This window comes from Sphingosinithalassobacter sp. LHW66-3 (genome assembly GCF_050703275.1).
Taxonomy (GTDB): Bacteria; Pseudomonadota; Alphaproteobacteria; order Sphingomonadales; family Sphingomonadaceae; genus Sphingomonas.
In genome coordinates this window covers 702763-717064 of sequence record NZ_CP193482.1, presented here as the reverse complement: position 1 = coordinate 717064, position 14302 = coordinate 702763, and the positions used below count along the sequence as shown (strand labels likewise).

The following is a 14302-nucleotide window of genomic DNA, read 5'->3' as shown; positions in this document are numbered from 1 at the left end:
TTCCCGGTTCAGCGCCGGTTCGCGAGCGGCAGCCGGACGACGAAACGTGCTCCGCTCAGCCGGTCCTCTCGCGATTCGACGGCGATACTCCCCTGGTGCCCTTCGACAATCGTGCGGGCGATGGCAAGCCCCAGCCCGGAGTGCTGGCCGAATGCCTCGCTCTGCGGCCGCACCGAATGGAAGCGACGAAAGATCGCCTCGCGCGCCTCTTCGGGGACGCCCGGACCTTCATCCTCGACGCGGACGACCAGCATGTCGCCTTCGGCGCGCAGCGACAGCGTGATGAGGCCGCCCTCCGGCGAAAAGGAGATCGCGTTCTCGACCAGATTCTCGAACACGCGCTCCAGACGGGCGCCTTCGCCGAGCACCTCGAATCCGCCGGCGCCGACGCGATCGAAGCGAATCCGGATATCGTTCGGGACGCCGCGTGATTGGCGTTGCGCGATTAACGCTGCGAGCAACGCATCGATATCGACCGGCTCGAACGTCGCGCGGCTCAGCTGCGCGTCTAGGCGGGAGGCTTCGGAAATATCCGTGATCAGCCGGTCGAGCCGATGGACGTCGTCGCGGACGATCGCGATCAGCCGTTCCTGAAGCGCGGGATCCTTGACGTTGCCCAGCCCCTCGACTGCCGACCGCAGAGAGGCGAGCGGATTCTTCAGCTCGTGGGTCACGTCCGCGGCGAATGCCTCTGTCGCATCGATCCGGGCCCGCAGCGCACCGCTCATGTCCGATATGGCCCGGGCCAGCAAGCCGATCTCGTCGCGTCGCGTCGGCAGCCGCGGCACCGTCACTTCGCGCGCGCGTCCCAGCCGCACTCGGATCGCGGCACGCGCCAGATGCCGCAGCGGCTTCACGATCGTCCGTGCGAGAAACAGTGACAGCAGGATCGAGACGATCGAAACGATCGCGAGAACGACGCCCAGCCGATAGCGCTCTGCGCGCACGGTAGTCGTTATGTCGCGCGCGTTCACTGTCGTCATCACCGCGCCGAGCTGCGTGATCGGCGCAGCGGCGGTGATCACTGGCGTGCGGTCGGGCGCGCGCCAGACCGTCGCCGGGGTTCCGTGCGTCACGCGCGCGGTGCGCACGTCCGGCCATTCCAGCCCATGTTCGGGATCGCGTTCGCGATAGAGCGGCGCACGTTCGGCACCGGCGACAGTGTCGATCATCGCGTCCAGAAAGCGTGCGACCGACTGGTTCCACGGATCCTTGTCGGGATCGCGCAGCACGACATTGCGCAGGCCGAGCGCCCTGCTGTCGGAGATCAGGCGTCCTTCCTCGTCAAACAGCCGGATGCGCGAGCCGGTGTCGCGCGCCAGGCTCAGGACCAGCAGGTCACGACGCTCGGGAGTGGCCGACGCGAGCGCCTGCGCGATCAGCCGCACCTCTCGGCTTGCCTGCGCGACGCGGCTGTCGACAATCCGGCTACGAAAGCTGTCGAGATAGGAGAAGCCGCCTGCGAGCAGCGCGAGGGCAAAGATGTTCACCGCCAGAATCCGGGGCGTCAAACTGACCCGGTTCGACCATTTGAGCGCCAGGTCGCGCTCCTCATTCCTCCGAGAAGCGGTAGCCGGCGCCATAGAGCGTCTCGATTGAATCGAAATCCGGATCGACCTGGCGGAACTTGCGGCGGACACGCTTGATATGGCTGTCGATCGTTCGGTCGTCGACGTAGATGTCGTCCTGATATGCCGCGTCCATCAACTGATTGCGCGTCTTCACGATCCCCGGCCTTTGCGCGAGCGTTTCCAGGATCAGGAACTCGGTGACCGTAAGCGTCACATTCTGACCGCCCCAGCTCACGCGGTGGCGCGCAGGGTCCATCGTCAGTTGCCCCCGCACCAGCGTCTGCGGCGCTTCGGTCTCGCTGCCGTCTCCAGCGGTATGCAGCGATTCGGTGCGGCGCAGGATGGCGCGGATGCGCGCGATGAGCAGCCGCTGGCTGAACGGCTTGGCGATATAGTCGTCCGCGCCCATGGCCAGGCCGAGCGCTTCATCCAGCTCATCATCCTTGCTGGTGAGGAAGATCACCGGAACGGCGCTTTTCTCGCGCAGCCGGCGCAGCAGCTCCAGGCCGTCGAGCTTGGGCATCTTGATGTCGAGCACCGCCAGATCGGGCGGATTCTCGATCAACGCCTTCAGCGCGCTTTCGCCGTCAGAATAGACGCGCGTCAGAAACCCCTCGGTCTGCAAGGCGATCGACACGGATGTCAGAATATTCCGGTCATCGTCGACAAGGGCGATCGTCGCGGTCATTCGGGGAGGCGGAAAGAGGTGCAGCGCATCGCTCCCGGTTAGCCCAATGCGCTCGGGCGCTCAATCCATGGACACCGGTTACCTATTTGACCCAGCAGCCGCGGCGTGCCTATGCGCAAGCTACTGCTGCAACGCCGGGCCGCCGGAGAGATGCGTGTATGCACCCTTCAAGACGGCCATTTTGGGAGAAGAACGTGACCGAGCGGAAACCGCGTACCGGGCTGGACGCCCAGGGGATCGAGACGCGGGCGGACATTCACTGGAACCTGCTTACCGAGCCGCTCGTCGAGCAGGCTGTTGCGCGTGGTGAGGGCAAGCTGGCCGCCGGGGGCCCGTTGGTGGTCTCCACCGGCAAGCACACCGGCCGTTCGGCGCAGGACAAGTTCATCGTCCGCGACGCGAAGACCGAAGAGCCCATCTGGTGGGGCAAGACCAACAAGGGCATGACTCCCGAGCACTTCGCTGCGCTGAAGGCAGATTTCCTCGCCGCGGTGAAAGACAGGGACACGTTGTTCGTCCAGGATCTCTACGGAGGTTCGCAGCCCGAGCATCGCGTCCGTGTACGCGTGATCAACGAGCTCGCATGGCATAATCTCTTCATCCGCACGATGCTGGTCCGGCCCAAGGCGGAAGAGCTTGCCGGCTTCGATCCCGAATACACGATCATCGATCTGCCTAGCTTCAAGGCCGATCCCGAGCGCCACGGCTGCCGTTCCGAGACGGTGATCGCAGTCAGCCTGACCGACAAGCTGATCCTGATCGGCGGCACGGCCTATGCCGGCGAGATGAAGAAGAGCGTGTTCGGCCTGCTCAACTATCTGCTTCCCGAGCAGGGCATCATGCCGATGCACTGTTCGGCCAACATCGGTCCGGATGGCGGCACGGCAGTGTTCTTCGGCCTCTCGGGCACCGGCAAGACGACGCTCTCGGCCGATGCAAGCCGCACGCTGATCGGCGACGATGAGCATGGCTGGTCGGACACGGCGGTCTTCAACTTCGAAGGCGGCTGCTATGCCAAGATGATCCGCCTGTCCGAGGACGCGGAGCCGGAGATCTATGCGACGACCCGGCGGTTCGGCACGGTACTCGAGAATGTGGTGATGGACGAGGACACGCGCGTTCTCGATCTCGACGACAACAGCTTGGCGGAGAATACGCGCGGGGCCTATCCGATCGACTTCATCCCCAACGCGTCCGACGACAATATGGGTCCGGTCCCGAGCAACGTCGTGATGCTCACCGCTGACGCGTTCGGTGTGCTGCCCCCGATCGCGAAGCTGACGCCCGATCAGGCGATGTATCATTTCCTGTCGGGATACACCGCCAAGGTCGCCGGCACCGAGATCGGTGTGACTGAACCGGAAGCGACCTTCTCGACTTGCTTCGGCGCACCCTTCATGCCGCGTCATCCCTCGGTCTATGGCAATCTCCTCAAGGAGCGGATCGCCAAGGGCGGGGTGCAGTGCTGGTTGCTCAACACCGGCTGGACCGGGGGCAAGTTTGGCGTGGGATCGCGCATGCCGATCAAGGCGACTCGCGCGCTGCTCAACGCAGCGCTCGACGGCAGCCTGAACGCCGCCGAGTTCCGCACCGATCCCAACTTCGGGTTCAAGGTGCCGGTGGCGGTTCCGGGCGTCGATCCGACGATCCTCGACCCCCGTCAGACCTGGGACGACAAGGAAGCCTATGACGCGCAGGCGGCGAAGCTCGTCGACCTGTTCAACGAGAATTTCGCGCAGTTCGCGGAGCATGTGGACGAAGGCGTGCGGCAGGCCGCACCCAGTGCCCCCAAGGCTCCCGCGACCTCCGCTTAATTCGCCCGGCCTATCGGATCGGGTCTCGAGAGTGAAACCCGATCCGATGACCAGCTTGGAACCCCGCCTCTTCGAAACAGACGCTGCCGTCCGCCATCTGGGGGAGGGGCTGATCGCATGCGCTTTGCCTCGGGCAGCCTGGACTCACGAAGCCCATCTCGCTGCCACTCTGTATCTCCTCGTCGAGCGCCCCGACATTGACGTGGACCGTGAGATTGGCGGATTGATCCGCCGGTTCAACGAAAGCGTCGGCGGCGTGAACGACGATCATCAAGGGTATCACGAAACGATTACCCACTGCTTCATCGCGGGAATCCGCCAGTTCCTGTCAGAGTGGCGGGGCGGATCAGGCCTCGTGGAGCGACTCAATGGACTGCTACTGAGCCCGATGGGACAGCGTGACTGGCCCCTGCGCTTCTATTCGCGTGACCAGCTGTTCTCGGTCGAGGCGCGGCGGTGCTTCGTAGCGCCCGACTTGCCCTGACCGCTGCCCGCCCCCTCGCAAAGGCGGCCGGGCGGGCGGGCGGCAGCGCCGAACAGCGAGGGGGCTATGCCCCGATGTATCGCTCCACCACGCGTCCGAGCACCGTCATCGGGACGTTGCCGCTGGTCACTACCGCGTCGTTGAAGTCCTTGAAGTCGTAGCGCTCGCCCATCGCTTCGCGCGCATGCGCGCGCAGGCGATTGATCTCGCTGTGCCCCACCTTGTAGCCGCATGCCTGACCCGGCCAGGAGCAGTAGCGCTCGACTTCGCTCGTCACCTCGTCGATCCCCGATCCGTTCGTTTCGTGGAACCACTGGATCGCCTGTTCGCGGCTCCAGCGCTTCGCATGGAGCCCGGTGTCGACCACGAGCCGGCAGGCGCGAAATGCGATCGACTGGAGATAGCCGAGCCGCCCCACCGGATCCTCGTCATACACGCCCAGCTCGTTCGCAAGCTGCTCGGCATAGAGCGCCCAGCCTTCCGAATAGGCGTTGAACGACAGCAGCGAACGGATCAGCGGCAAGCGGAACGCATATTCGCCCTGCCAGGCATGGCCGGGAATCGACTCGTGGTAGGCGAGGGTCGGCAGGCTGTATTTCGTATGCAGCCGCGTGGTGTGCAGGTTGATCCAGAAGCGCCCGGGCACCGATCCGTCAATCGTTCCCGCCCCGCCATAGGCGCCGGGCGCGCCCGGCTCCTCTTCGGGAGGCAGGCGCTTCACTTCCACATTGCCGCGCACCAGCGTGTTGAATGCCTGGGGCATCCTTCCGTGCATGTCGGCGATCCGTGCGCGCAGCATTTCCAGGATCTGCTGGCGTCCCTCGTCATTGTCGGGGAACAGGAAGCGCGGATCATTGCCCAGGCCGATCATCCGTTCGCCGACCGTCCCCCGCGTATAGCCGAGCGATTTGAGGATCGTGTCCATCTCGGCATGGAGCTGCGCGAGCTCCTCGCGGCCCATCGCATGGACCTCGTCGGGCGTCATATCGGTGGTGGTCGCCGCGCGCAGCGCCCAGGCATAATATTCGTCGCCCTGCGGCAAATCCCAGACGCCTGCGTTGCTGTTGGCGCGACCACGATGCGACTGAAGCTCCGCGAACTGTCGGTCGAGCGCGGGCTTCACTTGCGTCGCGGCGATCACAGCCGCTGCGGCCGCATAGTCGCCGGACATGGCGTCGGTGCGTCGTTCGATCGATTCGACCACGCCCCATTGCGCGGGATTCCCGCTGCGCGCGAGATCGAGCTGGCGCAGCCCCTTGTCGAGCAGGAAGTCGGGTGCGATCACGCCCATCGCTGCGGCGGCGCGCAGCCGCTCAGTCTCGCCGTCGAGCTGGCGGGCATAGGATTCCAGTCTCGCGAGATACGCCTCGGCATCGGCAGCCGTCTCGATCTGATGGTCGCTGTCGAGCATCCGCGGCACGTCGAGATAGGCGCCGACGTTCTGAATCACCACATAGGGCGAATTGCGCCATCCGCCGACGGAGACGTCGCCATAGGGGAAGCGCATTCCGGCCAGGCCGAGGCCGTAGCTGGTCTTCACCACATCGACGTTGATCTTCATGTCCGGGCCCAGCGCGTCGATGTCGATCGCGTCGATCTCCGCAAGCGTACCGGCGAGCTGGTGCTGGATCGCTTCCTGACCCTCCGGACTGCGGTCGGTGAGCCGCGACTTCAGCGCGGCGCGGGTTCCCCGGTCGATGCCCAGATAGGTGGCGCTCTCCGGATAGACCGCCAGATACTGTTCGGCCACCTGATCGATCAGCCGTTGCGCCGCGGCGTCCGCGCCGTTCTGCTGCGCCCAAGCCCGCGCGGGCAGCGCGGCGGCGGCAAGCGTCGATCCGGTGCCCATCAGAAAGGCGCGGCGAGTGGACTGCATCATGTTCTCCGAAAAGGCGATTTTACTCAGACGCCGGTCTCTAGCGCAGGCAGCGGCTCGACTTCCAGCACGCCGCCACGGCCACCCACCACACGCACGCGCGTGGCGACCGGCGCGTCGGGCCCATGCGCGGGCCATTCGCCGTCGCCTACGCGGACGCGCCCCACGCCACCCTCGATCGCCTGGCTGACCGTAACGGTCTCGCCCACTAGCCGTGCGATGCGATCGTTCAGCATCGGATCGCTGCTGGCCACCGGATAGTCACGATACCAGCGCTTGCCGATCACCACCGTCACCGCCGACCAGGCGGCAAAGCCGATCAGTTGCCCGCCAAGGCTGAGTTCGGGAAAGAACAGCGTGATCGCTCCGGTAATCGCGGCGGCCAGCGCCAGGAACACCAGGAACACGCCCGGGATCATCAGTTCGGTGATCGCCAGCAGCACAGCGGCGAGCAGCCACCACACGCCTGCCTGATCCATCCAGTCCATTAGTGATCCCGATCGAAGGGAGAGCGTCGCGGCGCTGGGGCAGGGGAGGCGGCCGTGTCCGCCGATTGCTCGCCCTTGTCCAGCACGTCGCGCGCCAGTTCGCCGATGCCGCCGAGCGTTCCGATCAGCTGCGTCGCTTCGACGGGGAACAGGATGGTCTTGGCGTTGGGCGACGTGGCGAACTTGCCGACTGCCTCGACATATTTTTGCGCAACGAAATAGTTGATCGCCTGGGCACCCCCCTTGGCAATCGCCTCGCTCACCACCAGCGTCGCGTTGGCTTCGGCTTCGGCGGCGCGCTCGCGTGCCTCTGCCTCGCGATACGCCGCTTCGCGTTTGCCCTCGGCTTCGAGGATCGCCGATTGTTTCAGACCTTCGGCGCGCAGGATCTGCGAGGCGCGATCGCCCTCGGCGTCGAGGATGTTCGCCCGCTTCTCGCGCTCGGCCTTCATCTGCCGTGCCATCGAATCGACGATGTCGCGCGGCGGACGGATGTCCTTGATCTCGACGCGCGTGATCTTCACGCCCCAGGGAGTCGTCGCATGATCGACGACGTTCAGCAGCCGCGCGTTGATCTCGTCGCGCTTCGATAGAGTCTCGTCCAGGTCCATCGAACCCATCACGGTGCGCAGGTTGGTGGTCGCGAGGTTGAGTAGCGCGTTCGTGAGATCCGACACCTCGTACGCGGCCTTGGGCGCGTCGAGCACCTGAAAGAAAACGACGCCATCCGTCGAGACCATCGCATTGTCTTTCGTGATGATCTCCTGCCCCGGAATGTCGATCACCTGCTCCATCATGTTCACCTTGCGGCCGACGCGATAGAAAAAGGCGGGGTAGAAGTTGAAGCCGGGCGTCGCGGTGGTCGTGTAGCGGCCGAAGTGTTCGATCGTATATTGATATCCCTGGCGCACGATCTTCACACTGGAGAAGAGGTAGAGCACCACGAGCACGGCCACGAACACCAGAAAGGTGGATAGAACGTCCATCTTCGACTCCCCTCGCAATCCTGTTTCCTTGCTAGCATAGGCGGCGTCCATGGCTATCGAAACTCGCCTCGCTCCGCGCACTGCGCTGTTCCTGCCCGCGTCCAATCCGCGCGCGATCGAGAAGGCGCGGGGGCTCTCCGTCGATCTGGTGATTCTCGACCTCGAGGATGCAGTGAAGCCCACCGACAAGGATGCCGCCCGCACCGCCGCCGCCGCCGCGATCCGCGAGGGCATGGGCGGCAAGCCGGTCGCCGTGCGCATCAATGCCCCGGGCACACCCGATTGCGGTCCGGACATGGTGTTGCTCCGCGAAACGCCGGCCGATTTCGTGGTCGTGCCGAAAGTGGAAACGGCCCGCGCCGCACTCGACGTTCATTCGGTGATGCTCAAGCCGGTGCTCGCGATGATCGAGACGCCGTCAGGCGTGCTTGCCGCGCACGAGATCGCCGCCGCGCAGATGGTACATGGCCTGATCGCCGGCACCAACGATCTGCGCGCCGAGCTTCGCATCCCGCCCGCGGCCGACCGAAGCGGGCTTGCGCTCGTTCTTCAGACGATCGTGCTTGCTGCCCGTGCCGGCGGCGCCTGGGCGCTCGACGGCGTGTTCAACGCGCTGGGCGACTCGCAGGCGCTGGGCGAGGAATGCCGGGCCGGACGGGCAATGGGCTTCGACGGCAAGACGTTGATCCATCCGAATCAGATCGACATCGCGGCCGAGGCGTTTGCCCCCAGCGAAGCCGAGCGCGAAGAGGCGCGCGCTTTGATCGAAGCTGCGAGCGGCGGCGCCGAGCGATTCCGCGACCGCATGATCGAGGAGATGCACGTCGCACAGGCGAGGGCGCTGCTCGCGCGCGCCTGAGCATCGCCTGCGCCTCCGGCGGCGCGCCGAGCGGAGCGCCCTCTAGCGTATCTCCCGCCTCGCGGTTACATGGGCCGCCAACCTCCGACTCAGGACTGCTGGCGCCCCATGGACATCCCTCTCGGTCTTACCTTCGACGACGTGCTCCTCTATCCGGGCGAGTCCGAGGTCGTGCCGAGCCGCGCGGACACGCGGACATATGTGTCGCGTGGGCTGGCGCTCAACATCCCGATCATATCCTCGGCGATGGATACAGTCACCGAGTCCGACATGGCGATCGTCATGGCCCAGCTCGGCGGGATCGGCGTTCTCCACCGCAATCTCGATGTCGATGCACAGGCGGACGCCGTTCGTCAGGTGAAGCGGTTCGAAAGCGGCATGGTCGTCAATCCGATCACCATGGCGCCCGAAGGCACGCTTGCCGAGGCGCAGGCGCTGATGGCGCGGCACCGGATCAGCGGCATTCCGATCACTCAGGCGGATGGCCGTCTCGTCGGCATCCTGACCAACCGCGACGTTCGCTTCGCCGAGAGCCCGCAGCAGCCGGTTTCCGAGCTAATGACTCGCGAAAATCTCGCGACCGTCTCGCCCGGCGTGACGCAGGAAGAGGCACGGCGCCTGCTCCATCAGCGCCGGATCGAGAAGCTGTTGGTGGTCGATGCCGACTATCGCTGCATCGGCCTCATCACGGTAAAGGATATCGAGAAGGCAGTCCTCTATCCCGGCGCCACCAAGGACGGCGCCGGCCGGCTGTGCGTGGCCGCGGCCACTACGGTCGGGGACAGCGGCTTCGAGCGAACCGAGGCGCTGGTCGACGCGGAAGTCGATTTGATCGTGATCGACACCGCGCACGGCCACAACAAGGATGTGAGCCGCGCCGTCGAGCGCGTGAAGAAGCTGTCGAACAATGTTCAGGTCATCGCAGGCAACGTCGCCACCGGCGAAGCGACTCGCGCGCTGATCGACGCGGGCGCTGACGGGATCAAGGTGGGGATCGGCCCCGGATCGATCTGTACCACTCGCGTCGTCGCCGGCGTCGGCGTGCCGCAGCTCACCGCCGTGATGGATGCGGCGAACGAAGCAGCGAAGTCGGGCGTCCCGGTGATCGCCGATGGCGGCATCCGCACGTCGGGCGATATCGCCAAGGCACTGGCCGCGGGCGCGAGCTGCGCGATGATCGGATCGCTGCTCGCGGGGACCGAGGAAGCTCCCGGTGAGACGTTTCTCTATCAGGGCCGCGCCTATAAATCCTATCGCGGCATGGGTAGCGTCGGCGCGATGGCCAAGGGCTCGGCCGACCGCTATTTCCAGCAGGACATCAAGGATCAGCTCAAGCTCGTTCCCGAAGGGATCGAGGGCCAGGTTCCGTTCAAGGGCCCGGCGCGTGACGTGATCCACCAACTCGTCGGCGGCGTGAAGGCGGCGATGGGCTATGTCGGCGCCGCCACATTGCCGGAGCTGCGTGAACAGGCGCGGTTCGTCCGCATCACGAATGCCGGGCTGCGCGAAAGCCACGTCCACGACGTGACGATCACGCGCGAGGCGCCGAACTACCCCACCCGATAACGGGCATTACGGCACCGCGGAAGCTCCGCGGTGCGGCGCTACCTTCGGTCAGGGCACTTCGGTATAGACATATTCGTGCTGGCTCTCGCGCACGGTCAGTGTCCGCGTGCCGTCAGGCAGTGCGCCAACGAGCGCGTCGACGCTGATGATGCCCGGGCCCGCCGAGACCACGGAAACCGTACCATCGGCATTCTGCCGCGTCGCGACCGGCCCCTCGACGAAGCCGGCCTTCATCCACGGCACGCCGTCCTTTTCGCTGAACTCGATCGATCCGACCTCGGGGTCGCGATAGGTGGTGGCGAGGCCTGCGAGCACTTCGGTATCAGGCGGGAAGGTCAGCCGCTCGCGGCGCGCCTGGGCCTGGGCCTTCAGCCGCCCGGCCGCCGCCGCGACTTCCGCCACCGCTTCGGGCTCGCCGTCATAGGCTAGTTCGAGCAGCCGGCGCAGAAACGGCCCGAGCATCGACGCCCCGGAATCGGCGTTGGTCAGGATCACGGCGCCGATCCCCGCTTCGGGGATCGCGTAGAAATTGCTGTGGAAGCCCTGCAGCGTACCGCCGTGCGTGATGACCGAAACCCCGGAGACGATGCGCTCCATCAGCCCCATGCCATACCAGGCATTCTCGCCGAGCGGCACTCCGCGCCGCCGCCGCTCAAGGATATTCTCCTCGCTCACCAGCCGCTCGCCTTCGGGCGTGAGGCCTTTGTTGAGTTCGAGCTGGGCGTAGCGTGCAAAGTCCGCGGCGGTCGACCAGGCGCCGCCCGCCGGCCGGTGCGGCGTGATCAGGTGATTGAAGCCGTTCGACATGAGGACCATCCGGCCGTCGAGATCATATCCGTGCGGCCGCGCCCAATTGCCGCTTTCGCCTTCTTCGAACGAGAAAGTGGTATCGGGCATGCCCAGCGGCCCGAAGATGCGGTCCTGCATTGCCCGGTCGAAGGCCGCGCCTACTTCCATCTCGGGATAGGCGAGCATCCCGCCCAGGTAGCCGGCGGCCGACGCCATCAGGTTGTTGTACTGAAAGAGTTCGCCGAAATCGCTCGTCGGTTCGGTTTCCGCCAGCCCGACAAAGGTCTCCATGGCCGGGGCGCCGGGATCGTCCAGGATGAATGCGAAGTCCTTGCGCGGAAGGCCGGTGCATGCACAAACGAGATGCCGGACGAGCGTGGACTCGGTCGTCGCGTCGCTGCCCAGCCGGAAGTCGGGGTAGAGATCGGTGACCGGCTGTTCCCAACGCAGCTTGTCCTCGTCGGCCAGCACGGAGAGCAGCAGCGTCGCCATGCCCTTGGTGTTGGAGGCGATCATGAACTTGGTGTGCTCGTCGACCGGTTCGGTCGATCCGAGCGCGCGGACCCCATAGCCGCCTTGATAGACGACGCTGCCGTTGTCGATCAGCGCGTATCCCACTCCCGGAACCTCCAGCGCTTCCGCCGACTGCGCCACGAAATCGCGCATCGCCTGAATGCGGTCGGGAGTCAGCCGGTGCGCGGTCTTTCCGGCAAAGCTCTCTTCCCGATAGCCGGCGGGGCGCAGGCTCTGCGCGATCAGCGAGGTTGCGGCCATGCGCATGCTCGCAACTGCTTCGGAGCCATCGGTGATAACGACCGTCCAGTCGTCGCCCTTGCGCAGGGCCGACGCGGAGACGGTCGCGCGCTCGCTCGGCGACGTCTCGTAGGAAATCCCCACGCGTTCGTCCCATCCGCCACCGGGGTTGCCGGCGGTCACCACGCGCACGGTGCGATACGCCTCGGGCTTATACATGGCCCAGGCCTGCGCCGCCGCCGCCTGAGCGTTCGCCGCACTGCCGACGTCCACGACCGCGATCGTCAGCGTGCCTTCCGGAGCCGTCAGCAGCGTCGCTGGTCCGCGGACCTGCGCCGTCCAGTCCTTGGGCTGGGTAAAGGCGACGCCGGACCGGGTGGCGGCGGGCGTGTCGGCTTCGGCAGCCTGTTGCGCAGCTGCGGGCATCGCCGTCAGGCACGTGGCGGCCAGGGCAAGAGCAAGAACCAGTTTCACGGGCATCCCCCTGTATTATCCAGATAGGGCAGCTTCTCTGTTTTTAACCGGATTGTCCATAGAGAGAATTATCGGCCCAAACAGGCCTATTCCACTCTGCTGCGGTCACCCTCTTGCGCTCCGCTTTCCATATGGAGCGTCCTCTGCTTTACCGTGCCGACAATGTTGCTCGCTCCTCTCTCCGGCGCCCGGTGCGCGCATCCCCGTTTCGCAGCGGAGCGGTCCGCGTGACTCCCGCCGCTCGGATCCAGGCCGCAATTGAGCTGCTCGATGCGATTGCCGCGGCCGCGCGCGATCAGGGGCCGGCTGCCGACACCATCCTCGCGCGCGGGTTCGCCAGTCGCCGCTACGCGGGCTCGAAGGATCGTCGCGCAATCCGCGAGCTGGTGTACGACGCGATTCGCCTCTGCGGCGAACGCCCCGAAAGCGGGCGGGCGGCGATGCTGGCGCTCGCTCAGGTCCGGCCGGACCTCCGCAGCGGCTTCGACGGATCGTCCTACGGCCCGGCGGCGATCGATCCTGCCGAACCGGTAGCATCCGCCGGCATCGCGCCCGATTGGCTTGCGGCGCAGCTGACCGCTTCCGGCATCGACGCTGCGGAGCAGGCGGCGTTGCTCGCACGAGCTCCGCTTGATGTGCGCGCCAATCGGCTGAAGGCGCGCCGTGACGCGCTTGCAGCCCGCTTTCCGGACGCCGAGCCGCTTGCCTTCGCTCCCGATGCGCTGCGTTTCCCGCCCGACACGCGCATCGAGGACACAGCGGAGTTTCAGACCGGGCAGATCGAGGTGCAGGACGCCGGCAGCCAGTTGGTCAGCGAAGCCGCGGGTGCGGAGGCAGGCGCAACTGTGATCGACCTGTGCGCCGGCGCGGGAGGCAAGACGCTCGCACTCGGCGCTGCAATGGCCAACAACGGGCTCCTGCTGGCGTGCGATATCGATCGCGCCCGGCTGTCCCGTTTGCCCGCACGAGCCGATCGCGCCGGTCTCAGCTGCGCGTCACCGATGCTGCTCGATCCCGGTCGCGAAGCGGAGCAGCTCGACGCGTTCGTCGGCCGCGCCGATATTGTTGTGATTGATACGCCGTGCTCCGGCACCGGCACCTGGCGGCGCAATCCGGAGGCGCGCTGGCGGCTCACGCCGGCGCGGCTCGATCGGCTGGCTGCGACACAGCGGCATCTGCTCGCCGTCGGTGCCCGCCTGGTTCGGCCGGGAGGCACGCTGCTCTATGTCGTGTGCTCGTTGCTGGACGCGGAGGGCGCCGATCAGATCGACGCGTTTCTCGGGGAGCACCGGGGGTGGGCCGCGGTCGACCCGGAATTGCCGGTCGGGGAGGAGCGCGGGCAGGGCGTGCGGCTCACACCGGGCGCCCACTCGACGGACGGCTTTTTTGTCGCGAAGATGCAGGCGCCATGATAGCCTCCCGCGTTCCTGTTCCGGAGATGTTGATGCGAGTAACCACGCTTTCGGCGGCCGTTGCGCTGACGGTCCTCACGCTGTCCACCTCGCTTTACGGCCAGCGCGCCGATCATCAGATCGACGCACGCTCGGTCGCACTGCTGGAACAGGGCCGGGCGGAAAAGGCGGCAGGCGACTTGAGTCAGGCGATCGGTCTGGTCGAATCCGCGCTGGTGGTTGATCCCCGCAATCGAGAGGCGTTTATCGTACTGGCGGAAATCGCGCGCGCCCGCGGCCTCAGCGGGCAAGCGATCCGCTATTATCGCGAGGCATTGACGCTGGAACCGAACGACACCGCCGCGCTGCGCGGACAAGGCGAGGCGCTGGTGATGAAGGGGGCGGTCGAGCGTGCACGCGCGAATCTCGCCCAGATCCGCACGCTGTGCCAAGGCGCTTGTCCGGAGGCCGAGCGGCTTTCCGCAGTGATCGCGGCAGGCCCGCCGGAGACCGCGACCGCCGCCACTGCGACGGCGGCGCCCGAAGCGCGGGCGGACTGAGCC

The 14302-nt window shown here is 66.1% G+C and carries 12 protein-coding genes; 6 read left to right on the top strand and 6 right to left on the bottom strand.

The features are described from left to right. Nucleotides 1-8: 8 nt before the first annotated feature. Both ACQ450_RS03365 and ACQ450_RS03360 read right to left on the bottom strand, forming a co-directional pair. Nucleotides 9-1583, bottom strand: coding sequence for a stimulus-sensing domain-containing protein (locus tag ACQ450_RS03365; RefSeq protein ID WP_431470502.1), 1575 nt, complete (start codon nucleotides 1581-1583; stop codon nucleotides 9-11). Continuing rightward, nucleotides 1552-2259 carry a response regulator transcription factor gene (locus ACQ450_RS03360; protein WP_188055111.1) on the bottom strand — a complete coding sequence of 236 codons (708 nt, stop codon included), beginning with the start codon at nucleotides 2257-2259 and terminating at the stop codon, nucleotides 1552-1554. Before ACQ450_RS03360 ends, ACQ450_RS03365 begins: the two co-directional genes overlap by 32 nt. Nucleotides 2260-2453: 194 nt before the next feature. Between ACQ450_RS03360 and ACQ450_RS03355 the strand changes: the two genes are divergently transcribed. Together ACQ450_RS03355 and ACQ450_RS03350 are read left to right on the top strand one after the other, a co-directional pair. After that, entirely contained in the window at nucleotides 2454-4073 is a 1620-nt protein-coding gene (locus ACQ450_RS03355; protein ID WP_431470501.1) for a phosphoenolpyruvate carboxykinase, read from the top strand. Nucleotides 4074-4119: 46 nt separating this feature from the next. After that, on the top strand, nucleotides 4120-4557 hold the full coding sequence (locus ACQ450_RS03350) for a hypothetical protein (RefSeq protein ID WP_431470500.1): 438 nt from the start codon (nucleotides 4120-4122) through the stop codon (nucleotides 4555-4557). 64 nt (nucleotides 4558-4621) lie between these two features. On the opposite strand, the gene ACQ450_RS03345 is transcribed toward ACQ450_RS03350, so the two are convergent. From ACQ450_RS03345 to ACQ450_RS03335, 3 genes are read right to left on the bottom strand one after another with little or no spacing between them, the layout of a single operon-like run. After that, nucleotides 4622-6433, bottom strand: coding sequence for a DUF885 domain-containing protein (locus tag ACQ450_RS03345; RefSeq protein WP_431471268.1), 1812 nt, complete (start codon nucleotides 6431-6433; stop codon nucleotides 4622-4624). 26 nt (nucleotides 6434-6459) lie between these two features. Beyond that, nucleotides 6460-6921 (bottom strand): NfeD family protein, encoded by a 462-nt coding sequence (locus ACQ450_RS03340; protein ID WP_431470499.1) that lies wholly within the window; start codon nucleotides 6919-6921, stop codon nucleotides 6460-6462. Continuing rightward, nucleotides 6921-7907 carry an SPFH domain-containing protein gene (locus ACQ450_RS03335; RefSeq protein WP_188055107.1) on the bottom strand — a complete coding sequence of 329 codons (987 nt, stop codon included), beginning with the start codon at nucleotides 7905-7907 and terminating at the stop codon, nucleotides 6921-6923. The genes ACQ450_RS03340 and ACQ450_RS03335 overlap by 1 nt, the downstream gene beginning before the upstream one ends. 49 nt (nucleotides 7908-7956) lie before the next feature. On the opposite strand from ACQ450_RS03335, the gene ACQ450_RS03330 reads away from it, so the two are divergent. Both ACQ450_RS03330 and guaB read left to right on the top strand, forming a co-directional pair. Next, the gene (locus ACQ450_RS03330; protein WP_431470498.1) at nucleotides 7957-8766 is read left to right on the top strand and encodes an HpcH/HpaI aldolase/citrate lyase family protein; all 810 of its coding nucleotides are present in this window, start codon (nucleotides 7957-7959) and stop codon (nucleotides 8764-8766) included. A gap of 108 nt (nucleotides 8767-8874) precedes the next feature. Next, complete coding sequence (guaB, locus tag ACQ450_RS03325) at nucleotides 8875-10332, top strand: IMP dehydrogenase (protein WP_431470497.1); 1458 nt, start codon at nucleotides 8875-8877, stop codon at nucleotides 10330-10332. A gap of 48 nt (nucleotides 10333-10380) precedes the next feature. Here the strand turns inward: guaB and ACQ450_RS03320 are convergent, their stop codons facing one another. Beyond that, on the bottom strand, nucleotides 10381-12348 hold the full coding sequence (locus ACQ450_RS03320; protein WP_431470496.1) for a serine hydrolase domain-containing protein: 1968 nt from the start codon (nucleotides 12346-12348) through the stop codon (nucleotides 10381-10383). Nucleotides 12349-12575: 227 nt separating this feature from the next. On the opposite strand from ACQ450_RS03320, the gene ACQ450_RS03315 reads away from it, so the two are divergent. Then, the gene (locus ACQ450_RS03315; RefSeq protein WP_431470495.1) at nucleotides 12576-13760 is read left to right on the top strand and encodes an RsmB/NOP family class I SAM-dependent RNA methyltransferase; all 1185 of its coding nucleotides are present in this window, start codon (nucleotides 12576-12578) and stop codon (nucleotides 13758-13760) included. A gap of 32 nt (nucleotides 13761-13792) precedes the next feature. Continuing rightward, complete coding sequence (locus ACQ450_RS03310; protein ID WP_431470494.1) at nucleotides 13793-14299, top strand: tetratricopeptide repeat protein; 507 nt, start codon at nucleotides 13793-13795, stop codon at nucleotides 14297-14299. The last annotated feature ends 3 nt before the right edge of the window (nucleotides 14300-14302 follow it).

What these genes read in the sequence shown, in the direction of transcription:
- ACQ450_RS03340 (WP_431470499.1), bottom strand. Translation starts at nt 6,921, where the DNA reads ATGGACTGGATGGATCAGGCAGGCGTGTGGTGGCTGCTCGCCGCTGTG.
- guaB (WP_431470497.1), top strand. Translation starts at nt 8,875, where the DNA reads ATGGACATCCCTCTCGGTCTTACCTTCGACGACGTGCTCCTCTATCCG.
- ACQ450_RS03330 (WP_431470498.1), top strand. Translation starts at nt 7,957, where the DNA reads ATGGCTATCGAAACTCGCCTCGCTCCGCGCACTGCGCTGTTCCTGCCC.
- ACQ450_RS03365 (WP_431470502.1), bottom strand. Translation starts at nt 1,583, where the DNA reads ATGGCGCCGGCTACCGCTTCTCGGAGGAATGAGGAGCGCGACCTGGCG.
- ACQ450_RS03350 (WP_431470500.1), top strand. Translation starts at nt 4,120, where the DNA reads ATGACCAGCTTGGAACCCCGCCTCTTCGAAACAGACGCTGCCGTCCGC.
- ACQ450_RS03335 (WP_188055107.1), bottom strand. Translation starts at nt 7,907, where the DNA reads ATGGACGTTCTATCCACCTTTCTGGTGTTCGTGGCCGTGCTCGTGGTG.
- ACQ450_RS03310 (WP_431470494.1), top strand. Translation starts at nt 13,793, where the DNA reads ATGCGAGTAACCACGCTTTCGGCGGCCGTTGCGCTGACGGTCCTCACG.
- ACQ450_RS03345 (WP_431471268.1), bottom strand. Translation starts at nt 6,433, where the DNA reads ATGCAGTCCACTCGCCGCGCCTTTCTGATGGGCACCGGATCGACGCTT.
- ACQ450_RS03360 (WP_188055111.1), bottom strand. Translation starts at nt 2,259, where the DNA reads ATGACCGCGACGATCGCCCTTGTCGACGATGACCGGAATATTCTGACA.